Here is a 24,110-nt window from a genome sequence, read left to right on the forward strand (position 1 = left end):
GTGGCTATTAACCCAAGTGATTTTAATATATCATCAAATCCGAATCCGATAAAAGCAGTAGTTGGAAATGCAGCAAGTTTTGATGTTAATTTTTCTAATACTAATCTAACAGATACAGCTTATAATTTAACTACAACCATTACTATTCCAGATGGAACGTCCTTTGTTTCTGCATCCATCGACCCAGATTTGGTTGTAATTAATCCAGACAATACAATAACAATTAATTGGTTAAATATAAAAGATTTAGCACCAAATGAAACCTATAGCTTTAGTGTAACACTTATGGCTGATGATACATTTAGAGAAACTGGACTACCTGTTTCATTTGATGTTCCACTAACAGACGTTGATATTTCTGCAACTGTAGATACATTGCCTAGAGGTAATGATGATATAGGAAATGTTAAAATAACTAAGGATATACAAACTGAGTTTATACCCCTAAGATATGACCTAATAAAAAGTGCTCCAAATAAAATTCCTAAAGGAGCAGGAACACCCAATTCACCAAGATGGGTTTATACCTATACTTTAACAGTTCTAAACAATTCAAGAGAGCCAACAATTGTAACCTTAATAGATAATCTACCTAATGGAGTAAGGTATTTAGGCAATCTACAAGTATCTGGACCAGATAGTGCTCAATTATCTTCTCCTAATATTATAACTCCTTCTCCAGGTATAGGTTGTCAAGACTTTGTAACCATCGATTGGGGTTCTGTAACATTGTCCCCCACTTCTTCAAATACTATAACTTTTGATGCTGCAATATGGGATAATTATACTGAAAACTGTATAGAAAACAGTGGAGATAGGATACCACATAATACTCAACTACTAAATCTAGCAACACTCAATGGAGCTTCAGGACCAGTAGAGAGAGAAACAATAACTAGAGCAATGGATGCAACAATAGATAAGTCAGTAGCAAGTAACCAAACTGATGTTGGAGTTGTTAATAATTACACATTAGTTTATAGAATAAATCAGTATGATGATGTAGATAGCTTTACCATAGTTGATACTATTGGAAATGGTGAAACCTATAATCCTGGCTCAGCGTCTATAACTCCAGATTCTATAGTTGTTAATGTTGATGGAACAACAACTTTAACTTGGAATTTAGGAACTCAAAGTATAGGAACAGAGGCTACTATAACATTTAGCACAACAGTGGACATGGATTTTGTTCCTTCAGATCCTGTAAGTTCAGGAGATACATTGACTAATGATGTAAGTATAGATGGCACTACTCCTTTTGGAACTACACCTGATAGTTCTAGTGCTAGTACAAGTATTAGACAGCCTAGTATAACTAAAGAAATTTTAGGGTATTTTTACAAAGATGGCACTCCAAAGCCTTTTAATGTTGCTGCACCAGGGGATCTAGTGAGATTTAAAATAACTTATGATGCAATTGGTATAGAAGCAGCACAAAAAAATATACAAATAGATGAATTTGCACCAGACCAAATGGGACCATTAACAGATACTTTACCAGTGTCTTTTGGAGGAAGTATAGCTATTGTTCCTCCAGTTGTAACAATTTCTCCTAATGGACTAAGATGGTCGCTAGGCACAATTACTGAAAGTGGTGACTTTACAATAACATTTGATGTACCTGTTGCCAATGTAGATTTTGTTGGAAGCAGAAATAATCTTGGAAAACTTTCTGGAGAAAATACGCAGGATATAGGTTATAGTGATAGAAGTCAAGTTTTAGTAGAGTTTGGTAAACCAAACATTGAGTTTGAAAAAACTGTTTCTGGACCAGATGTAAATGCTATAAAGGCAGGAGAAGTTTATACTTACTCTATAACTATTTCTAACCCTCAAAATGATGAAGGTAATGTGACAGATGCCTTTGAAATGGATTTAACTGATGTTATTCCTAATGGTTTAACCTATAATGGAAATTATAATATCATTGGAACTGGAACATATGACCCTCCATCTTTTGTAGGTCAAAATGTGTCAATGACTATTAAGAAGCTTGCTCCAGATGAAAGTCTTACTTTTACATTTGAAGTAGAGGTGGATTCTGATATTGTTGCAGGGGAGAGCTTTACTAATACTGCAATACTTCAAAGTCCATATTCTCAACCTGATAGGTCATATCAATTTCCGGAAGGACCTTTTATGGACAGTACAACATTGAAAGCAGAAGCTATTGTTATTGATAAATTAATATCACCTGACACAGTTAAAATTGGAGATATAGCAAGTTATATTATTCAAGTTACAGTACCTATAGGTACAACAGCATATAATATTGATGTTGTGGATACTTTTCCAGATTTAACACAAGATTATGTAGGCAATGCTACAATAAATGCGATGCCTGTAATTCCAACGGTTGTAGGCGGTACAGTGACATTTCCAACAATACCATTTGTAGATGCTACAGTTGATGCTGAAACTCTTACTTATTCATTTGACGTAAGAGTTGTTGATGGAGAAACATCTTCACCATAAATCTTTTATAACTATATTGTAGGCCCTAACTCCTGCTGGAATATCTATTGTTATTTCATAAGTTATGGTATCTCCAATTGCAGCAATATCAGTTGAAGAATCTTTTTCTATACTTACTTGTGGTATAGTAATAAATACTGTATTTGAATTTGCAATATATTGGTCTGGATTTACATCATTTGAATCATATGTTACTGAAGAAGTATTAGGTAGTATATCTCCTGCTCCAACTCCATTATTTATTATAGCTGAAATCTCAAGTACTGCCACATCACCATCATTAAGTTGTGCTATTTCCCAATTTAAAACATTACCAACCACTGAAACTGAACCATGTGTCTGAGATACAACTGATACATAGCTTATATTACTATCTAACACATCTTCTAAGTCAAACTGGTATGCTGGAGATGCTCCATTTGACGCTGCTGTAAATCTATAATACACTGTTTCTCCTGGAAGTGCCTCAATACTACTTGTAGTATAGCTCTGTCCTCTAGTAAAGTTTCTTTGTTCCTTTAAAATATCGATATGAGGAGTAGTGGCAGTTATAGTTAAATCAACTGTTTCATCTCTTACAAGAGCGCCTCCTGGCTCTATTGCCCATATTACATTCGCTTCATTAGTCTGTTGTTGAGTGTATGGTGAGTTTGTATTAGCTGATGTTATTCTTGCAGTAAATGTGTAAATTATCTTTTTCTCTCCTGAAGTGGCATCTACGTCTGCCAGTTGAGGAAATGTTAAAGTCTGACTAGCTACATTTGGAACTACAGGTACTGGAGAATTTGGAGGTTGTTCTAATGTTGCACTTCCAATTTGATAAGTTTGACCATTTGGAAGTGTATCTATAACCTGTGGAGTATATGCTATTACTCCCTCTGGCACTGTTACAGTAATAGTATAAGTTATATCATCTCCGATTTCTCCTTCTAAAATTGAAGCTCCTTTTTCTATAATTAAGGTTTGTGACCTAATTTGTACCGTATTTGTATTAGTTGGACCAAAACCTATCCCAAATCCGTTGTTATTTGAATTATAAGTAAATGTTCCTAGATTAGGTATTGTTACATTTGCAGGGACTCCAGGAAGTGTTTCAACTCTAAATGTTAAAACTGCAGTTCCTTGTTCTACAATAGAATCAATATTCCAAGTAATTGTTCCTCCAGTTTCTGAAGCAGTACCTAATGTTGTCTGAATAGAACCTGGTACAAAGGAAAGTAGTGGATCTAATGTATCTGTTAATTCTATATCAAAGGCTGATATTTCCCCAATATTTCTAAGAGTTATTCTGTATTCTATAATATCTCCTACATCATATTGCCTTACTGCAGTGGTAAAATTATTATTTCTAGTAACATTTCTTTGCTCTTTAACTCCTGTTAAATATGGAACCTTTACTAACAAGTTTTCCGAAGTACTAACAGGAATAGCTGGTGTTCCCATAGCATCTATATCCCAACTAACAGTAACATCATTCTGTTGACTATCAACATACTTCCTGCAAATCAAAGTTATGTACCAGGTAGTTGGGCACCAGGAGTTGTAGTAGTTAATGAAAATGAATTGACTTTTACTGATGGTGCAGCTTTTAGAGAAGGACCATACAATCAAGTATATACTTTTGATGCAATAGTGACCGGTGGAACTACAAATGATCCATATACAGAGATTCAAACAAATGTAACAAATGTCCTTTGGGATGTTACACCTTTAGGACCACAACAAACAAACTCTGCTTCAAAAGATATAGATGTTAATGTACCTCATATAATCGCTGAAAAAAGACAAAGAAATGCTACCAAAGGTGGAGCATTTACAAAATTGGCATTAACTAACGTTGATGTTGGAGACATTATAGAGTATGAGATAACTATTACTAATGATGGAGAAAATACAGCCTATAGTATAGTTACCATTGATGATTTAGATTTAGCATTTACATTTAATAGTTTAGTTAGTATTCCACCAGGAGTAATAACTACACCAGTAGGACCCGGAGGTCAAGTACGTTGGGAGTTAAATCCGCCAGATTCATTAGCAGTTGGAGCTTCCTTGACCTTGATATTTGCAGTAGAAGTAAATGTAGGATTTTCACCTGGAGATACTATAGTTAATCAAAGTTCAACAGAATATGAATCATCAGATACACCTGACTCTATTACATTAGGACCTTCACTTTCTAATCAAGTTACACTAAATTTAACATTACCTATTATCACTAAATCTGTAAACAAACAAGCGCATCTTGTTGGAGATATAGTTGAATATACAGTTGAATTTACTATACCAGAGGGCGGGATTGTTTATGATGTTCAGGTGAAAGATTTACTACCAGCTACTCAAAGCTATGTAGTTGGCTCTTTATATAAACAAGTGAATGCAGATCCTCTAGTGCAGATAAATCCAATTCAGATACTACCAGAGCTAATATTTGAAAATCCAACGGATATAGATGCATCATTAGAAGAAATTACAATTAGATATTTCTTTGAAGCTACTATAGATTCTATTGTTAATACTCCTGAGGATATTCAAACCAACACGAGCACTATATATTGGAATGAGCAATCTGGGGCTGACCCTGGAACTCCGCAAAGTGACTCTGTAGATATCTATGTAACAAATACAATTCCTTTAACAGAAAAAGCTCAAAGAAACTTTACAGAAGGTGGAGCATTTACAATATTGCCAATCAATGCTGCAGTTGGAGATATCATTTATTATAGATACGAGGTCACTAACAATAGTGCAAATTCAATATACAATGTAGTCATAGAAGATGTATTAGACCAATTTATACAAACGGTAGGCCCAGTTTCAATACCAGCAACAGGTGTTTTTCTGCAAACAGGAAATACGATAAAAATATCAATAACAGAAATAGCTGCATCTGACACAGTTACTGCAATAGTTGCCTATAGAGTTATCCAAGGAATAGGAACAGAAGGAATTATTCCTAATAGTCTTACAACAACTTATGATGTAAATAATACAACACCTAACTTGCAATATGGACCAATAGATAGTAATGAAGTACAGCTTATATTACCACCTTTATCCGTCAATAAAAGGGTAGATTTAGAGACGGTAGAAATAGGGCAAATAATAGAATACTTTATAGATGTAACTGTTCCAAATGGAACAATAGCATATAATGTAGCAGTTGTAGACACATTACCAGCAGGTCAAATATATGTTGGAGAAGCTGCCATCGATGGTGTTCAAACTTTTCCAAGCATTTCAGGCCAAATAGTAACATTTGCACCAATAGAGATAGATGCTACTAGTGGAGAAAAAACTGTAGTATTTTCATTTAAAGCAAGGGTAGTAACAGGAGAGTTAGAAGCTCCATATACAGAGATTCAAACTAATAATGTAGAAGTTAATTATGAAACTGATCCTTTAGGTACTGAAGGTACTCCACAAAATGCATCTAAAGATGTAACTGTAAACAGTCCAAATGTGTTTATAGCTAAGTCACAAAGAAATGTTACAAAAGATACTGGTTATACAACAGATGTAATAAATGTAGATGCTGGAGACGTACTTGAATTTAAGATTGTTGCTCATAACTTTGGATTAGCAAGTGCATATAATATTTTAATAACAGATGATCTAGGTCAATTCGAAGAATTTGTTAGTATCGAATCAGTGTCTTTGGGAAATGCAAATTATGATTTAGGGACAAATACAGTTATATGGACTATAGATACATTGTTAGCTGGAAGTATAGAAACCTTAATAATTAGGGTAAGAGTTAAAGGAGGAATATCAGCAGGAGGAACTAACAACAATATAGCTAATGGTATTTATGATACTAATACTGTAACTCCTATAACTTTAGGACCAATATCATCAAATGAAGTAATACAAAGATATCCAAATATAAGAATATCCAAAACAAGTGATATTACGTATGCGGTAATAGGAGATATTATAACTTATACAGTTGAATTTACAATTCCTAAAGGAACTGTAATATATAATGGGCAGTTTACTGATGTAATTCCAATAGGTCAACAATATAACGATAATGCAACTTTAAATGGAAATCCTGTAATAGCACAAGTAAATGGTCAATCTATTGCTTTTCCATCTGTCCCATTTGCTCAGGCTGGAGAAGAAGACTTAGTCTTTGTATATACATTTGAAACTAAGGTTATATCAGCAAATCCAGACAATATAACATTAGTAGAAGTTCAAACTAATAATGCTCAAGGAAATTGGGGGCTTGCTCCAGATATACCTGCTACACCAGTAAATTCAACAGATGATATAATAGTAACAGATAGCTTAATAGGTATAGAAAAATTACAAAGAAATGTAACTCAAGGTGAATTATTTACTGATTTAGGCATAGAAGGTTTTACAGAGGATATAATTGAATATAAACTAACTGTAACTAATACAGGTCTTAATACTGTTTATGATGTAAAAATAACTGATGATTTACCTTTAGAGTTAGACTTTATTCAAACAATTAGTGTAGATAAAGGAACCATAACTGAATTGCCAAATAATTTCATCACATGGAATATACCAACTCTATTGCCAGGAGAAACTGCAGAAGCAGTAATTTCATTAGAGATAATATCTACTGAAGAAAAAACTATTGAAAATATATCTTATGGGAAATTTAGAGTAACCTTAGCAAATCCAAATTACTTTGGCAATATACCATCAAATACAGTGGAAATAGATTTGCTAGGACCACCATTTAGCTTTTTACCAGTACCTGAAAACAGAGAATCCGATACAGAAGCTATTTCATATGGAGTAGGAGGATGTGCAGGTAAAGTTGGTTATGAATTATTAAGTGAATCTTCTCAACCAACTTCGTATATGCTGTCTATTGACCCATTAATTGTTGATTATGACATTTATATTGACAATGTATTTGTTACTTCAGTAAGCAAGAATACACCTTATTCAGATACTCCAAATCAACTTAAGGATTTATTACAGGGAGATAGCAGATTAATCGAATTAAGATATTACACACCAAAAGATATTGCACCTGGTACAATAGATACATTTAATATAACTGCGTCAGCAAGCACTTCTAAAACAATAAGTACTGATATATTATTTGGAGCAGTAAATATAAGCTTAAAATATAAGACATTTGTTTATAGTAATAGCTATGATGTTGAATACACTATAATTGTCAATGTATTAGAAAATATTAAGGTTTATGATTTTAATTTAGTAAGTATTTTTAGCAATGTTTTCACTTTTGAAGATGCTACTTTAGATGGGAACCCAATAATTCCAGTGGTTAATAATAATATGGTTACATTTCATAATATATCTGAAATAGAAGGACCTGAAACATTAGTATATAAATATAGAGTATCAACAGAAGATATGAAAGATGTATCTACTGGCTATGCTAGAATTGTAGAAGCTTATGGATTATTTAAGTCATCTGAAACATTTGAAGATAGATGTAGAATAAATGCAAAATTTATTAATACTATCAAAAATGAATGCATTATAGCTGACAAGGTATATTCACAATGTCAAAATCGTGTTTGTTTTGAAAATATACCATTAAATACCCCTGATAGTTTTTATTATGATAGTATTAGTTTTGATAATGGGAATATAATTCCCGGTACGTTAAAGATTGAAAGTATAAAAGATAGAACTAATTTCAAAAGAGTAACCTTCGACGTATCTGTTCCTTATAAAATAATTTTTAGGGATAGCGAAGGTAATACAATTACAAAACATAGGACACTACCTGTTTACAATATAGACGTTGTACTATATATGCCAGATACTAGAGATGAGATTAAGTTTAGAGTAATTCTTGACACTTTAAGTGAACTTTTACGAGTAGATAAAGAAAATAACACAATAACAGTTGGTGTATTTAATAAAATTTCAGTGGCTTTAAGAGTTCAGCTTTTTATGCCTGTATTTGACTACTGTGATATACCACCTATTTGTGAAGATTATAATCAATGTATCTTTGAAGATTGGTTAGAGTAATGGTTGATTTAAATGTGTCAGATTATATTATACAATCTGACACATTTAATATTATTTCTTAATGCATTTATTCACCTAAGGTAATTAATTTGCATAAACTGTTATATAAGTAGGCTAAAAGGTTATCGAGGTGATAAATGTGATAAATATTGATGGAAAACTTATTGTTGCAAATGCTGAAGGTGATTCTTTATCTATTATAGATCTAAAAGACGGATTTAAAATAGAAAATATATATTTATCTGAGTTATTAAGAGAATTTATGAATAGTTCGGAAAATGCTAATATTCCATGTATGGGTCCACATGAAATAGTTTATAACAAAAATAAAGGTAAAATATATTCAATAAATTCATATAATAATAGTATTTTTAAAATCGATCTAAAAAGTAAAATATTAGAAAACATGGTGCTTGTTGGTTGTTTTCCTAGCCACCTTAAAATATGTAATGGAAATATGTATATAACAAATAGTGATTCAAATTCGATATCTGTTGTTGATGAAGATAAATTTGATTTAATTGAAAATATACCTGTAGATGAAAAACCTCATGGGATAGAAGTAGATACATCTAATGCAAAGGTTTATGTAGCTAATAACAATGGACATAGCATTAATATCATAGACTTAAAAAGTACGAAAATAGATAGAATAAAACTCAATTGTAATCCATTACACCTTTACTATCAAAATGGTAATATATATATATTATCATCAGCTAATGGTACTAATAGTAAAATAGCGCTATTAAATTTAGATACAACTACAATTCAAAAGATCGTAGAAATAGAGGGTGTCATAATAGATTTAGTTATAATTGAAAAAAAAGATATATTGTTTGTAACAAATGCTGAAAATGGCTATTTATATAAAATTGATTTAAATGAGTCAAAAGTTGTGGATAAATATTATTTAGGAGGAATGCCTAATAACATTATAAAAGATGATTTTGGTTATTTATATATAACAAATGGACTTAATGATACTGTTTCTATTTTTGACTCAAATCAAGGGAAAATAATAAAAATATTAAAAGTGGGTAAAGATCCAAATGGTTTAATAATTGTCTAAAAAACTTTATTCATAATAAATTATTTGTTGTTAATGAGCAAATTAAGTACCTTTTCATATATTTCTTGAGGATTATTTTTCCATGTTTCACATATCATTTTTGCTTGTTTATTTGATACTACATTTAATGACAAGTTAAATAAAGTTATATCTTTTTCTATTACTTTAAGAGTGACAATGTATTCTGATTTATTTTTTCTATAATAATTACCAATGATTTGAGTTTCTTTAATCATTTCATTTCGTTTGATATTATATTTTTGCTCAATATCTTTTTTTATATTTTCTGGGATCCTATCCTTAAAGTAATCTAAAGTTTTAATTCCTTTTTGAGTTATTTCATAATATTCATGACCGTTTTGACTGTAAAATTTAATAAAATTTGAAGAAATAAGTTCACTTAGATATTGCTGAACCATAAAATAGTTCATATAGTTGTTTTCTAAAACAAATTGAGTAATTCCAGAGTTATCCATGGGAATATCTGCAATATCTATAATATATAATATTATAAGTTTATTTTGAGCTAGTTCTTTTGTATTTTCATTAAACATTTTTTCACCTTCTTAATAATAATGCTATTCTTTTTAGGCTACTATTTAGGCTATTATAATGAAATTATAATAAAATTATACCATATTACAAAGAAGAGGTGTAGATACTACACCTCTTCTTTGTAATTAAAAAATAAAATAATTGTTGTAAAGAAAAAATTTAAGAAATTGAATTTTTTAGTTTCTAATTAATCTCTAAATGCATAAATTAATAAATTTATTATTTTATAAAGGCTGTATCAAAATACTATTTTTAATACAGCCTTATATAAAAACATCTAGCTAGATGTTACATTATTAATTTGCTCTTTAAACTGATAACATATACTAGAAATAATAAGTTTTAATAATAATTATTGGATTTAAAGTACATAAATTTTATATTAAGGTAAATTTTATACATAAAAAATTAAGATATATTTATCTAGCTAATATGTAAAAAATAATATATACTATAGATACGGGAAAACAAGCATTAAAATTAAAATAACTCTAATAATAATCAATTTTATGTTTTGATATTTAAATTGGATTATTATATAATAAGACGATGTTAGAAAGGAGAATTATTGCATGAACAAAAGAAGAACATTTACTTATTTTTTCATTCTTGTTTTGACAATGTTTATTATTATTAGCTGTAGTAATCAAAAGGATGTAGCAAATTATAGTTCTGATATTACTAATACAGAACATGATGATAAAAGTGTAGTTAGTTCAAATGAAGATGTACAGCAGAAGGAAGATATTCAAGAAAATACTGAAAAAAATACTGAAGAAAATGTTGATCCTAAAGATTTAATAGACTTGTCATTGAAACCAAATGAAGCTGGAGAAGTAATGATACTTATGTACCATAATATTGGAGAAAAGGAATCTGACTGGGTAAGAACCCCTGATAATTTTAGAAAGGATTTACAAACTCTTTATGATAAAGGTTATAGACCTATTTCATTAAAGGATTTTGTTAATAACAATATTACTATTGAAGCAGGGTATACTCCAATAGTAATAACTTTTGATGACGGAAATAGAAATAATTTTAATATAATTGAAAAGGATGGAGAAAAAATAATTGATCCCAATTGTGCTGTAGGTATTTTAAAAGATTTTGAAAAAAGTCATCCAGATTTTAAAGTTACTGCTACTTTTTTTATCAATGGGACAAGACCTTTTAGACAAGATGAGCTAATTGAATATAAATTAAAATATCTTGTTGAAAATGGTTTTGATGTAGGAAATCATACTATAGGCCACAATGATATGTCTAAAATTAATGACCCAGAAGAGATTCAGAGAGCTATTGCTAAAGAAGTTGAGTTTATCAAAAAATATTTACCTAATTATGATGTAAATACTTATGCTTTATGCAACGGAGGAAGACCAAAAAACAAAGATTTATTACCATTACTTGTTGAAGGAGAGTATGATGGTATATATTATAAAAATATTGCTATATTAAATGTTGGCGCTAGACCGTCTTTATCTCCTATTAATAAGGAATTTAACCCTTATTCAATCCCTAGAGTTAGGGCAAGTGAAATGAATGTTGATAATTTAGGGTTATACGATTGGTTAAATAGATTTGATAAGTATCCAGAAAAAAAATTTATTAGCGATGGTAATTCTGATATAGTTACTGTACCAAAAGCTTATGAGTCAAATATTGATATGGAAAAAGTAAAAGATAAAGTTTTATACTTATATTAAAGGTCAAAATTTTGCAAGTTATAAATTTTTTAACTCCGGTATTTTGGACTTTTAGTTGAATTTAAACTTGCAAAATTTCTTGAATTATTTTATTATGCAATTTCCTCATTGGGTTATTTTTTTTGATAAATTAGCTAGGAAATTTGAAAAAGGGAGAAGAAATAAAGTCGTTGATACATTGAAAATTGTGTGTGCATTAGCTATCTGTCTTGCTGGATTTTCAGGAGATATTATATATGAAATTTGTGCAAGAACATCTGTGAAAAAATAGAATATCATTACTCCTATTATATTAAACAGTATGTGTACTATTGCTGCTTGTTTACCTGATTTATTGGCAATAATGCACCCAAGTAATGAAGTTACGCATGTACCTATGTTTTCACCAAGGAGTATTGGAATAGCAGTATTTACACTAACAATATTATTAGAAACTAATGCTTGAAGTATACCTATGCCCATGCTACTGCTTTGTAAAACAATGGTAATAAATATACCTAGCAATACTCCTATTAACTTTTTCTTTCCTATTTTTATTATTATATTAGAAAAGAAACTTATATCTTTAACAATTATTATTGATATGGACATTATTTCAAAACCTGTAAATATTAAGCTTAGGCTTAGAATAATTTTTGAAATTACTTTAAATTGGTTTTTTCTTGGAAATATCATAAGTATTAAAGATAAAATATATAAAAATATTATATATTTTTTAAAATTAAATGATAATAATTGACCAGTTATAGTTGTTCCTATATTTGTACCCATAATAATTGGGACAGCACTGTGTACTGATATAAGATTATTATGTACTAAACTTATTATAATTAGGGTAGTAGCGCTACTACTTTGTAATATAGCGGTTACTACTAGTCCTATCATAAGTGAAGTAATTTTATTCTTGGTAATTTTGCCAAGCTTTTTTTTTACAGATCTGGAAATAGTATTTTTAAATGAACAAGTCATTAAATTCATTCCGCAAAGAAATATTATTACCCCGCTGCAAAAATATAATATAAAAGAATTTATTTTCATGTTAAATGTAATCCTCCTAATTATACGATTTTATCATCTAATATATATTAGAAAAATCAATAAATAATTATTGAAACATTTTATATCAATGTAATATTAAAAAATATATAGAATAAATTATAATAACATTGTAATTATTGGGGGGGATAGTTTGAAAATATTTTTATTGCATAAAAATATTATACTAAGAGTAATATTAATATTAGTAGTTATTCTAGGTTCTGTAGCTTATACTAGCTATAATAATGGAGGAATAGTTATAAGTGTGTTTTCTACTGGAAGAGAATTGCCAATTTATTCAGTAGAGACTGATGACAAAAAAATTGCTATAAGTTTTGATGCTGCATGGGGAGACCAATATACTGAAGAAATATTAGACATACTCGATAAGTATGACGTAAAAGCAACTTTTTTTCTAGTTGGATTTTGGGTAGATAAATATCCAGATATGGTAAAAAAAATAAATGCTAGAGGTCATGAAATTGGGAATCATTCTACAAACCATCCATATATGTCAAAACTTTCAAAAGAGAAAATAATTAATGAATTAAAAAATACTGAAGATAAGATAAAAGAATTAACTGGTAAAAGAACAATATTATTTAGGCCTCCTTTTGGAGATTACAATAATTTACTTATTAAAACATGTAGAGAACAAAATTATTACCCTATACAGTGGGATGTAGATTCTCTTGATTGGAAGGAATTGGGGGTTCAACCTGTAGTTGACAGAGTAACTAGAAATGTTAGAAAAGGCTCCATTGTGCTTTTTCACAATAATGCTAAATATATATCTCAATATCTTCCTATAGTTTTGGAAAAGCTTAAATCTGATGGATATGAAATAGTACCTGTATCAGAATTGATATATAAGGATGGTTATTACATTGACAATACTGGGAGACAAAAACTAAAGTAAGGAGGCAAAATGCCTCCTTTTAGATTATGACCTTCCTAGATTTGAGTATATATCATTTTTATCTTTTAAATTTTTATTTTTCTTCTTTTTTACTTTTATCATGTGTTCTTTACCTAATTCTTCTTTAAATGATTCTAATGCACTTTTAGCATTTAAAGATACATTTTTCTTTTTCATAACTTTTCACCTCTTTTTAATATTTTATATTAAGTTTGTGTAGTTTTTTCATATATATTATTTGAATTTCAAGCATGAAATATCACAGTTTTCGTTAATTAAAAAAAGACCATTTTTTGAAAAAAGCAGGAATTTTTAAATTAATGTCAAATATTAGTTATAAAGAAAATTCTGTAAACTATATTACAAAAGACAAATTAATAATAAAACTCATCATATTATTTTATTCACTTGAATAAGTATTATTATAGATTGATTAAAACACATAAGAATAGTAAAGGGGGAGCTGAAAATATATGACTGATAAGGTTATTAATACTAATGTATTGACTATTGTTGGTAAGGTAGCTAGCGAAAAAAAGTTTAGTCATGAAATGTATGGCGAAGGGTTTTATGTATTTGATGTAGAAGTTCCAAGATTAAGCGATTATTCAGATGTTTTGCCTGTAACTATATCTGAACGGTTACTTGTTGGGCTAGATTTTAAGCTAGGTGAGTACATTGTGATAGAAGGACAATTAAGGTCTTATAACAGGTATGTAAATGGAAATAATAAATTATTGCTTACTGTTTTTGCCAGAGATATATACTGTCCTCATGATGAAGAAGAAATTACAGAATTATTAAGAAAACCGAATGAAATATTCTTAGATGGGTACATATGTAAAGAACCTGTGTATAGGACTACCCCTTTTGGTAGAGAAATTACTGATTTACTAATAGCAGTAAATAGGCCATATAATAAATCTGATTACATACCATGTATAGCTTGGGGAAGAAACGCTAGATATTGTGAAAAATTATTAATTGGAGACCATATAAAAATATGGGGAAGAATTCAAAGCCGTGAATACCAAAAAAAGTTACCAAAAGGAGAAACGATAACTAAGATTGCATATGAGGTTTCAATTTCTAAATTAGAGTACCTAAAAGAAGATAACAATAGAGAAGGTAAAACCGATTAATATCAAAACAAGATCTATTATAGATCTTGTTTTTTGGTATAATAAAGCTGGAGGTGTTTAGATGAATTATAAAATAATGATAATTATAATTTTTTTTATAATTCTTATTAGTATACAATATTCGTTAAATAAGATAATTTATGAATTAAAGGACATAAAAAAAAGTATAATGGCTAAAAAATTTAGAGATTGAAAAAAGAGCAGGTGTTATGCATGAATAGGATATTTAAGGCTATAGATAAAACACTTGAAAAATTTAATGGTGTTTATAGTCAAAGTAAATTAGAATCAATAATTATTAATTCAATCATATCGCTAGTTACTGATGCTATTAATTATGAAAGTAATAATATTGATAATAGGAAAATCAAGCAAATACGCTATTTTTTAAAACAGCAATTAAGTAATGTAGATTTAAGTAATGAAGATATAATTATGTACTCATATGAATATATAAATGAGAATAAAAGTAAAAGAGAAAAATATGGCATATACTATACGCCAAAATGGATAGTTAAGTATATTGTTGATAGTATTATGAATGAATTAATAAAGAATAAAAAAGACATTTCAAAAATAAAAATACTAGAACCTGCTTGTGGATGTGGGAATTTTTTATTATATGTTTTTGATAAAATATTTTATTGGTATAAAAATAATACTACTTTAGCTGATAAAATAATTGTTAGGCAGATTATTGAAGAAAACTTATATGGGGTTGATATAGATAGCGAAGCATTAAAAATATATGAAATTTTATTGTCTATTAGAGCATATAAAAAAACAGGATTAGTTGATAAATTTCATTTAAATTTACTTAATACTGATTTTTTAAAAAAACATCGATTTGATTCTCTTGATTTTGATGTTATTTTAGGGAATCCTCCATATTTAGAAAACAGACGGATAAATAAGTATTTTGATAAAGACTACTATAAAAAGGAATATTTAACAGCTGTTGGAAGATTTGACTTATATAGCTTATTTATTGAAAAATCAATAAACCTTTTAAAAAAACAAGGAAAGTTAGGTTTTATTATTCCAGGTAATTTGCTTTCGAATAATAATTTTTCTTTAGTTAGAAAATTTATATTGGACAAGACATGTATTAATGAAATAGTATATTTAGGGGAAGGAATATTCAGAAATGTAGGAATGAATATGGCAATAATTATATTAGTGAAAAGTAATAAAGGATTTGACAACATAATTAAATGTTTAAAGGGAAGAGAGAATTTAGACAATGGGTTAAAACCTAGATATAGATATATACCTCAAAAAAATTACACGAAAACACTAAAAAATGTATTTGATATAGAGTCATCAGATATAACTTTTAAAATAAGAGAAAGGATTTTTAGTAATGAGTATTTAAAGATAAATGATATTTGTGAGGTAGTTGCTGGAATAGCTACGGGAAATGTAAGAAAAAAACTTATAACAAGGAATAAGAATATTCCTAATGCTAAAAAAGTTTTAAAAGGTAAAGATGTTTTTACCTACTGTTATAAATGGTCTGGAGATTATTTTATTGACAATAAAGATTTAATAGATAAATCAAAAGGCGAGTATGCAACTTTTATGAGAAAAGAGTTTATACATAACGAAAAAATATTAATAAGGCAGACTGCTGATAGATTTATATGTGCTTATGATAACAATGGTTTTTATATTTTGAATACTCTTTATTCGCTTATATTGAGACAAGATTATCAAAATAAAATTAGTTTAAAATATGTACTTGGATTTTTAAATTCAATGTTTAATAATTATCTTTACAAGACTCTCGTTAGGGAAAATGGAAAGATTTTTCCACAACTTAAGATTTTTCATATTCAGAATAGCCCTATTAAAATATGCGAAAATAATATTAAAGAAAAGATCGAAACACTTGTTGATAAAATTATATTTCATAAAATAAAGCTGATAAACTCTGATATTGATCAAGAAAATATCTATAGAATTCAGATAAAAATTGAATTGTTGCAAAATAAATTAGATGATATTATATTTAAAGTTTTTAATTTAAGTGAAGAAGAAATACAAGATATAAAAAGAGAATTGGGACAATCTCCTATAGAGTATGAAATTCAAAAACATTTTAATTTAAATGCAGTAAAAGAAGATATTAAAAAATATGGTAATATAATAAAAGTATGCAAAAAACATAAAGTAAATCCTTTGTGTTTATACGATGTTAATTAAATAAAGTTTTTTTAAATAATTCCTTAATTAGAACGATATATGGCTAAACTATTGACAAATTGAAAATATTGAACTAGAATTAGTTTCAAAACACATAGGATATTTTTCTATTGATTTTATTATTGATGATTTGTGATGTAGTACCAATATTAGGGGGTGAGTATGATTTTAAGTGAAAGAAAGAAAAGAATATTAATTAAAAAAGAAGATATTAGCTGTAAAATTAAAGAATTAGGTGAAAAGATTTCTCAAGACTATAGTGAAAAAAGCTTATTAATTGTTTCATTATTAAAAGGAAGCTTTATCTTTACTGCTGATTTAGTTAGAGAAATCAATATACCAGTTCAAATCGAATTTATGACTACATCTAGTTATGGCAATGAGGAAGAAAGTAGTGGTAAAGTCAATATACTTAGTGATTTAAAAGCTGATGTAAGAGATAGAGATGTGTTAATAGTTGATGATATTATGGATTCAGGTCTTACTATGGATAGTATAATTAAGCATTTAAATAAGCTTGGACCTAAAAGTATTAAATCATGTGTATTTTTAGACAAGCCAGATAGAAGAAGAGTTGATTTAAAACCTGATTATGTTGGATTTACTATACCTGATGTATTTATTGTTGGATATGGTTTAAATTATGGAGATTATTTTAGAAATATACCTTATATTTTTACATTTGATGAATAAAAATTCAAAGTGGTTTACCACTTTGAATTTTTAGCTTGTTATAATATTATTATTAGTTGAGTAAATTGCATAATAAAATCTTTCGAGAAATTTTGACTTTGTATTAATTATGCAATTTATTCAGTTTAAGTTTATTAAATCATCCATACTATATAGTCCTTTATCTTTTGTAACGATATATTTTGCTGCTTTTATAGCACCTTTAGCAAAGATAACCTTTGAAGAAGCAGTATGTTTTAATTCGATTATTTCGTCAGGTCCTGCAAAAATAACTGTATGCTCTCCAACTATTGTACCACCACGTATTGCGTGTATACCTATTTCATTTTTTTCTCTCTTATTGTTACTTGTGTGTCTTCCAAAGACAAATTTCGTGGAATTGCCTAATTCTTCATCTATTTTATTTGCTATCATATATGCGGTACCACTTGGAGAATCAATTTTCATTCTGTGATGTTTTTCTATAATTTCTATATCAAAACTATCCTTTAAGATAGATGCAGCTTGTTTAGCGAGAGATATTAATATGTTGATACCTAGGGACATATTAGAAGAGTAAAAAATAGGTATTTTCATGCTAGCATCTTTAATTTTTTCTAAAGATTTGGTTGAAAAACCTGTAGTTGCTATTACAAGAGCATTTTTATTTTCTATTGAATAATCTAATAAATTATTAATACATGCTGGGTTAGAAAAATCTATAATAACATCTGCTTTTTCTAAACAATTATTTATATTATTAAAAACAGGGAAGGTATTACTATGTTTTTGAGTATCTTTGTCTATACCAGCTACTATTTTTATATCGGATTCTTTTTTAATTTCATTGGATAATACTTGACCCATTTTTCCATTACATCCATTTATAATTACTTTTATCATGTTATTTCCTCCTTATGGATAAACCATAGGATTCCATTTCTCTAATTAAAATATTGAGGTTATTTTCTGACATTGATGTTAATGGTAATCTTAGTTTTCCAACATCCATTCCCAATAAGTTCATAGCAGTTTTTATTGGAATTGGATTTGTTTCAACAAACAAAGCATCAATCAATCCTTTCATTTTAAGTTGAAGATTTTTTGCTTCTTCAAAATTGCCATTTAAGAAATTTATAACCATATCATGAGTATCTTTAGGTAGAATATTAGCTACAACAGAAATAACACCTTTGCCTCCTACAGAAAGAAGTGGAACAACCATATCGTCATTTCCTGAATATATAAAGAAATCATCTGGGCATAGGCGTGCTATTTCTACGATTTGACTTATATTTCCACTTGCTTCTTTGACAGCTTTAATATTAGGATGTTTAGCTAATTCTTTTAATGTTTCTGGTAACACGTTAAGTCCTGTTCTACTAGGAACGTTATATACTATTATTGGTATATTAACATTATTAGCTATTGTGTTATAATGTTCGATAATTCCTTTTTGAGTAGTTTTATTATAATATGGGGTTACTATAAGCAAAGCGTCTGAACCAACTTTTTCAGCATATTTGCTCAATTCAATTACATGTTTAGTATTATTGCTTCCTGTTCCAGCTACAACTGGTATTCTACCATTTACTTTTTCTACAGTAAACTTTATTGCAGATTTTTTTTCTTCTTCAGACATAGTAGAAGATTCACCTGTTGTACCACATATAATGATAGCGTCAGTATTTTGACTTATATGCCATTCTATTAGCTCACCTAATCTACTAAAATTGATACCATCATCATTAAACGGTGTTACTATTGCAACTCCGGAGCCTTTAAATAAAACCATTTTATTCCCTCCTTAAACTATTTAACAAAAAAATTTTTCAAGTAATAATTCAGCTATTTGTACTGTATTAGTCGCAGCTCCTTTTCTAATGTTGTCTGCTACAATCCACATGTTAATTCCGTTTTCCAAACTAAAATCTCTTCTAATTCTGCCTACAAAAATTTCATCTTTATTCTCAGAATTTATTGCCATTGGATAAATGTTGTTTTGAATGTCATCTTGTACAATTACACCTCTGCTGTTTCTTAGTATTTCTTTTATTTCTTCAATTTTAAAAGATTTGCTAAATTCTAAGTTAACTGATACACTATGACCATATTTAACTGGGACTCTTACAGCAGTTGCAGTTATTTTTAATTGTGAATCGTGTAGTATTTTTTTTGTTTCATTTATCATTTTCATTTCTTCCCTTGTATATCCATTTTCTATAAAAACATCAATATGTGGCAAGCAGTTATATGCAATAGGGTGAGGATATTTTTGTGGTGGAATTCCTTTTATACCATTTTCTAAATCATTAATTCCACCTATTCCAGACCCTGAAACTGCTTGATAAGTAGAGTATATTATTCTTTTTATGTGTAGCAAGTCGTGTAATGGTTTAAGAGGTACAACGCATTGTATTGTTGAACAGTTAGGATTTGCAATTATCCCTTTGTTCCATTTTACGTCTTCAGGATTAACTTCAGGAACAACTAATGGCACTTCTTTACTCATTCTCCAAGCACTACTGTTATCGATTACTATAACACCATTATCTTTAGCTATTGGTGCAAATTTTTTACTTATTTTACTACCAGCTGAAAATAGTGCGATATCTATATCTTTTTTAAAAGAATGTTCATTTAGTTCTTCTACTGTGTATATTTTATCATTAAACACTAACTTTTGTCCTTTAGACTTAGATGATGCAAAGAGATATAAATTGTTGATTGGGAATTTTTTTTCTTCCAGTACTTTTATGAAAGTTCTTCCTACCATTCCTGTGGCACCAACGATTGCTAAATTTACTCCATTCATATTTACCACCTCTTGTATATTTTTTGCTGTTAATATAGTATATAGTAGTAAGGTCTATATGGTTAATAATCTACATAATTTTTATAACTAAATAATAAATATTTTATGAGAAAATTGTAGAATTAGTATAAGGTAAAAATTTGTAACTAATATTTTACCTTTCACCTAAAATATAGTGGAGAGATGGAGGTAGATAACCATAAGTAAATCATTATAAAGAGTGTGAAATGATATATTTGAACTTTTTTTGAAAGGATGATAATAATGAATAAAACTAGGAAATCTTCAATAATAGAAGCAAATTATTTTTATTTATTTATTGGACTATTGCTTATATTTATTGGTACTATAGTGCAAAAGCGGGAATTATATTCTGGACTTATTATTACTGAATATGTTCTAATATTGCTACCAACTATATTGTTTGTTTTAATAAGAGGTTACAATTTTAAAGATATTTTTATGATTAATAAAATTAATGTGAAACAAATATTAATGATACCTTTAATAACTATATTGATTTATCCAGTTGGAGTATTTTTTAATTATATTTTTATATTATTCATAAATCATTTTGGTGAGATAAATCCTGTCACCATTCCTATACCACAAAGTGGAATAGAACTTTTTAAGAGCTTTATAATAATTGCTTTATCTGCAGGGATATGTGAAGAGGCTTTATTTAGAGGTTTTATTATGAGTTCCTATAAAAAAGCTGGGAAAAAAAAGGCGATTTTAGTTTCGGCAGTTTTATTTGGCATATTTCACTACAATATTCAAAATCTTATAGCTCCAATTATTTTGGGCATAGTTTTTGGATATATGGTTTATAAGACTAATTCTATTTTTTCTTCAATGATTGCTCACATTACTAATAATTCAATAGCATTATTAATAAGTTATTTTTTAATGAAGTCAAATACTTATGTAGAACAATCTCAAGATATGGTTACCAATATGCCGTCGGGAATTTATCTTATAATTGGAGCAATATTTTTAGGAATTATAGCGGTTGTTTGTGGGATATTAGCTTTTTTATTACTTAAAAATTTGCCTGAAACAATAAGTAAAAATGAGGAAGAAATAAATGTAGAATATGTAGAAGTTAAATCAAAAGGAAAAATATTTTTGGAAATTTTACCTTTGTTGATTATTTTAATTATATATTATTTGATTCATGTACTTTTCTAGCCATTAAATGCACCAAAAATATCCATAAAAAAGAACTTACTACTATAGTAAGTTCTTTTTTATGGATATTAAAATACGATTGTTAAATGATAAGTTTATATAATTTGTAGATGAGATTGATTTTGTTGGGATTATTTTATTATGTAATTTTCTATATAAAAAAGAATAATATAAATTTATGTTCGCATAATAATTATGAAGGAGGGGAAATATGTCTAAAAAAACAAAAAGAAAAGATAAGGAAAATACTTTAAAAAATAAAATGAAATATGAAATAGCACAAGAATTAGGATTGCTTGATAAAATTAAAGATGTTGGATGGGGAGGTCTTACAGCAAAGGAATCTGGACGTATTGGGGGGATTATGACATCGAGAAAAAAGAAAAAAACTAAGTGATTTGGGTATGTAATTAGAATATGGTATAATTTACTTATAATTAAGTTTTCTAGGGGGGCAAGACTATGGATAAAGAAAAACTTGATAAATTATATAAAATGATAAAAACTTCGAAGTCAACAATGGTGCTAACAGGAGCAGGTATGTCAACTGAAAGCGGAATTCCTGATTTTAGAAGTCCAAAAACAGGACTTTGGGAAAAGATGGATCCAATGGAAGCACTATCTACAGAAGTATTGTATAATAACCCAAAAAAATTTTATAAAGTAGGTTATAAAATTTTGCTAAGTATGAAAGATGCACAACCAAATAAAGGACATTATGCATTAGCTGAAATGGAGAAAATGGGCTATATAGATGGTATTATAACACAAAATATTGACAATTTGCATCATAAGGCAGGCTCAAAATATATCCTTGAAGTTCATGGCCAAACTCGAACTGGAAGTTGTATAAATTGTGGTCAGAAGGTAGAATTAGACGTAATAACTGAAAAAGTTGATAAAGGACAAATACCACCTTTATGTGATTTATGTGGAGGTATATTAAGACCTGATGTTGTTTTCTTTGGTGATCAGCTTCCAGAAGATTTTAATATTGCTTGGGAAAAAGTCAAAAAAAGCGATTTACTTATTGTAATAGGTTCAAGTCTTACTGTTGTTCCAGTTAATTATCTTCCACAAATAGCTAAAAAAGTAGCAATAATAAATGTTGGAAAAACGGCTTACGATAGATATGCTGATGTAGTCATAAATGGTAAATGTGGATTAATATTAGATGAGTTATTAAATATGTTAAAGAAGGATAAGTAAGGTGGAACAGTATAGAGAGTTTGCACAGGTTTATGATCAATTAATAAAGAAAGATATAGATTATCATAGATGGTATCAGCGTATATTAGAAATATTTGCTAAATACAATCGTAAGCCTAAAACAATTTTAGAAATGGCATGTGGTACTGGCAATTTGACAAAATATTTGTGTGAGGACGGATATTCAGTAACAGCTTTTGATTATTCTGAAGAAATGCTTTCAATTGCTTATGATAAATTAAAACAATTTAAAAACTTAAATTTAATAAAACAAAATATGATTAATTTTAATATTGGTTTAAAATTTGATGCTATTTTATGTGTGTGTGATAGTATTAATTATATAAATGATTATAAAGATCTGTGTAAACTATTTATGAATATTAAAAATCACCTTAATGATAAAGGATTATTTATATTTGATATTAATTCATATCATAAACTAAAAGATATATTAGGAAATAACATTTTTATATATGATGATGAAGACATTTTTTATACTTGGGAAAATAACTTCGATGATAGTAGTAAATGCTGTGAATTTTATCTTACTTTTTTTATAAAAGAGGGAAATTTATATAGGAGGTTTGATGAAATACATGTTGAACGAGCATACGAAGAAAATGAAATTAAAGTTGCTTTGCAATGTGCTAACTTAAAATTATTAGGTATTTATGATGAATATAGTGAAAATCGTCCTAGTAAAAATAGTGAAAGATTAACTTTTATTGTTGAAAAAATTATGAATATTTAATAGTAATTTTGGGAATATTATTTGACAAGAGATAGTAATTGTGATAGACTTATTTAGAGTAGATTGAAGATGTGATTCTACATAGTCATCTGCCTTAATTTAAAGATGTATTGGAGGAATGTTTCAAATGGTAAAAGGTACAGTAAAATGGTTTAACGCTTCAAAGGGTTATGGTTTCATTTCAACTGAAAATGGAGATGACGTATTTGTTCATTATTCAGCTATTCAAGGAGATGGATTCAAAACTCTTGAAGAAGGTCAAAACGTAGAATTTGAAATCGTTGAAGGTTCAAAAGGCCCTCAAGCTACTAATGTTACAAAACTATAAGATAGGAAATAATTAAACTTTGACAT

At 28.4% G+C, this 24,110-nt stretch carries 21 protein-coding genes; 14 read left to right on the top strand and 7 right to left on the bottom strand.

Annotation, left to right across the window (positions count from 1 at the left end; genetic code table 11):
- Positions 1-2,478, top strand: a complete 2,478-nt coding sequence (locus tag ACZ41D_RS05860) for an isopeptide-forming domain-containing fimbrial protein (protein WP_464152970.1) — start codon at positions 1-3, stop codon at positions 2,476-2,478.
- On the opposite strand, the gene ACZ41D_RS05865 is transcribed toward ACZ41D_RS05860, so the two are convergent.
- Entirely contained in the window at positions 2,470-3,987 is a 1,518-nt protein-coding gene (locus tag ACZ41D_RS05865; RefSeq protein ID WP_464152971.1) for an isopeptide-forming domain-containing fimbrial protein, read from the bottom strand. The genes ACZ41D_RS05860 and ACZ41D_RS05865 overlap by 9 nt on opposite strands.
- Here ACZ41D_RS05865 and ACZ41D_RS05870 point away from each other — a divergent pair.
- Both ACZ41D_RS05870 and ACZ41D_RS05875 read left to right on the top strand, forming a co-directional pair.
- On the top strand, positions 3,958-8,475 hold the full coding sequence (locus tag ACZ41D_RS05870) for a hypothetical protein (protein WP_464152972.1): 4,518 nt from the start codon (positions 3,958-3,960) through the stop codon (positions 8,473-8,475). The two genes, ACZ41D_RS05865 and ACZ41D_RS05870, sit on opposite strands and share 30 nt — an antisense overlap.
- Positions 8,476-8,614: 139 nt before the next feature.
- The gene (locus tag ACZ41D_RS05875) at positions 8,615-9,547 is read left to right on the top strand and encodes a YncE family protein (protein WP_464152973.1); all 933 of its coding nucleotides are present in this window, start codon (positions 8,615-8,617) and stop codon (positions 9,545-9,547) included.
- Between the two features lie 20 nt (positions 9,548-9,567).
- Here the strand turns inward: ACZ41D_RS05875 and ACZ41D_RS05880 are convergent, their stop codons facing one another.
- The gene (locus ACZ41D_RS05880) at positions 9,568-10,101 is read right to left on the bottom strand and encodes a DUF4364 family protein (RefSeq protein WP_464152974.1); all 534 of its coding nucleotides are present in this window, start codon (positions 10,099-10,101) and stop codon (positions 9,568-9,570) included.
- A gap of 573 nt (positions 10,102-10,674) precedes the next feature.
- Between ACZ41D_RS05880 and ACZ41D_RS05885 the strand changes: the two genes are divergently transcribed.
- Positions 10,675-11,811 (top strand): polysaccharide deacetylase family protein, encoded by a 1,137-nt coding sequence (locus ACZ41D_RS05885; RefSeq protein ID WP_464152975.1) that lies wholly within the window; start codon positions 10,675-10,677, stop codon positions 11,809-11,811.
- Positions 11,812-11,916: 105 nt separating this feature from the next.
- Here the strand turns inward: ACZ41D_RS05885 and ACZ41D_RS05890 are convergent, their stop codons facing one another.
- Positions 11,917-12,849 carry a Na/Pi cotransporter family protein gene (locus ACZ41D_RS05890; protein WP_464152976.1) on the bottom strand — a complete coding sequence of 311 codons (933 nt, stop codon included), beginning with the start codon at positions 12,847-12,849 and terminating at the stop codon, positions 11,917-11,919.
- A gap of 151 nt (positions 12,850-13,000) precedes the next feature.
- Here ACZ41D_RS05890 and pdaB point away from each other — a divergent pair, with 151 nt between their 5' ends.
- The gene (pdaB, locus tag ACZ41D_RS05895) at positions 13,001-13,768 is read left to right on the top strand and encodes a polysaccharide deacetylase family sporulation protein PdaB (protein WP_464152977.1); all 768 of its coding nucleotides are present in this window, start codon (positions 13,001-13,003) and stop codon (positions 13,766-13,768) included.
- Positions 13,769-13,792: 24 nt separating this feature from the next.
- Here pdaB and ACZ41D_RS05900 read toward each other — a convergent pair whose 3' ends face one another.
- Complete coding sequence (locus ACZ41D_RS05900) at positions 13,793-13,945, bottom strand: hypothetical protein (protein WP_464152978.1); 153 nt, start codon at positions 13,943-13,945, stop codon at positions 13,793-13,795.
- A 296-nt stretch (positions 13,946-14,241) separates the two neighbouring features.
- Here ACZ41D_RS05900 and ACZ41D_RS05905 point away from each other — a divergent pair, with 296 nt between their 5' ends.
- The 4 genes from ACZ41D_RS05905 to hpt all read left to right on the top strand — a co-directional run bounded on the left by ACZ41D_RS05905 (position 14,242) and on the right by hpt (position 17,808).
- Positions 14,242-14,910: a single-stranded DNA-binding protein gene (locus ACZ41D_RS05905; protein ID WP_464152979.1), complete on the top strand. Its 669-nt coding sequence runs from the start codon at positions 14,242-14,244 to the stop codon at positions 14,908-14,910.
- 61 nt (positions 14,911-14,971) lie between these two features.
- The gene (locus tag ACZ41D_RS05910; RefSeq protein WP_464152980.1) at positions 14,972-15,103 is read left to right on the top strand and encodes a hypothetical protein; all 132 of its coding nucleotides are present in this window, start codon (positions 14,972-14,974) and stop codon (positions 15,101-15,103) included.
- Positions 15,104-15,123: 20 nt separating this feature from the next.
- On the top strand, positions 15,124-17,115 hold the full coding sequence (locus ACZ41D_RS05915; protein WP_464152981.1) for an Eco57I restriction-modification methylase domain-containing protein: 1,992 nt from the start codon (positions 15,124-15,126) through the stop codon (positions 17,113-17,115).
- Between the two features lie 162 nt (positions 17,116-17,277).
- Complete coding sequence (gene hpt / locus ACZ41D_RS05920) at positions 17,278-17,808, top strand: hypoxanthine phosphoribosyltransferase (protein WP_464152982.1); 531 nt, start codon at positions 17,278-17,280, stop codon at positions 17,806-17,808.
- A gap of 120 nt (positions 17,809-17,928) precedes the next feature.
- Here the strand turns inward: hpt and dapB are convergent, their stop codons facing one another.
- Genes dapB through ACZ41D_RS05935 form a run of 3 tightly spaced genes read right to left on the bottom strand, consistent with a single transcriptional unit; the run spans position 17,929 to position 20,602 of the window.
- On the bottom strand, positions 17,929-18,690 hold the full coding sequence (dapB, locus tag ACZ41D_RS05925; RefSeq protein WP_464152983.1) for a 4-hydroxy-tetrahydrodipicolinate reductase: 762 nt from the start codon (positions 18,688-18,690) through the stop codon (positions 17,929-17,931).
- A 1-nt stretch (position 18,691) separates the two neighbouring features.
- On the bottom strand, positions 18,692-19,582 hold the full coding sequence (gene dapA, locus ACZ41D_RS05930) for a 4-hydroxy-tetrahydrodipicolinate synthase (RefSeq protein ID WP_464152984.1): 891 nt from the start codon (positions 19,580-19,582) through the stop codon (positions 18,692-18,694).
- 21 nt (positions 19,583-19,603) lie between these two features.
- Positions 19,604-20,602 (bottom strand): aspartate-semialdehyde dehydrogenase, encoded by a 999-nt coding sequence (locus ACZ41D_RS05935; protein WP_464152985.1) that lies wholly within the window; start codon positions 20,600-20,602, stop codon positions 19,604-19,606.
- A gap of 264 nt (positions 20,603-20,866) precedes the next feature.
- On the opposite strand from ACZ41D_RS05935, the gene ACZ41D_RS05940 reads away from it, so the two are divergent.
- The 5 genes from ACZ41D_RS05940 to ACZ41D_RS05960 all read left to right on the top strand — a co-directional run bounded on the left by ACZ41D_RS05940 (position 20,867) and on the right by ACZ41D_RS05960 (position 24,084).
- Complete coding sequence (locus tag ACZ41D_RS05940) at positions 20,867-21,793, top strand: CPBP family glutamic-type intramembrane protease (RefSeq protein WP_464152986.1); 927 nt, start codon at positions 20,867-20,869, stop codon at positions 21,791-21,793.
- Between the two features lie 211 nt (positions 21,794-22,004).
- Positions 22,005-22,190, top strand: coding sequence for a small, acid-soluble spore protein, alpha/beta type (locus ACZ41D_RS05945; protein WP_464152987.1), 186 nt, complete (start codon positions 22,005-22,007; stop codon positions 22,188-22,190).
- A gap of 65 nt (positions 22,191-22,255) precedes the next feature.
- On the top strand, positions 22,256-23,002 hold the full coding sequence (locus ACZ41D_RS05950) for an NAD-dependent protein deacylase (protein WP_464152988.1): 747 nt from the start codon (positions 22,256-22,258) through the stop codon (positions 23,000-23,002).
- 1 nt (position 23,003) lies between these two features.
- The gene (locus tag ACZ41D_RS05955) at positions 23,004-23,756 is read left to right on the top strand and encodes a class I SAM-dependent DNA methyltransferase (protein WP_464152989.1); all 753 of its coding nucleotides are present in this window, start codon (positions 23,004-23,006) and stop codon (positions 23,754-23,756) included.
- 127 nt (positions 23,757-23,883) lie between these two features.
- Entirely contained in the window at positions 23,884-24,084 is a 201-nt protein-coding gene (locus tag ACZ41D_RS05960) for a cold-shock protein (protein WP_464152990.1), read from the top strand.
- Positions 24,085-24,110: the final 26 nt, after the last annotated feature.

Source organism: Brassicibacter thermophilus (assembly GCF_055378355.1).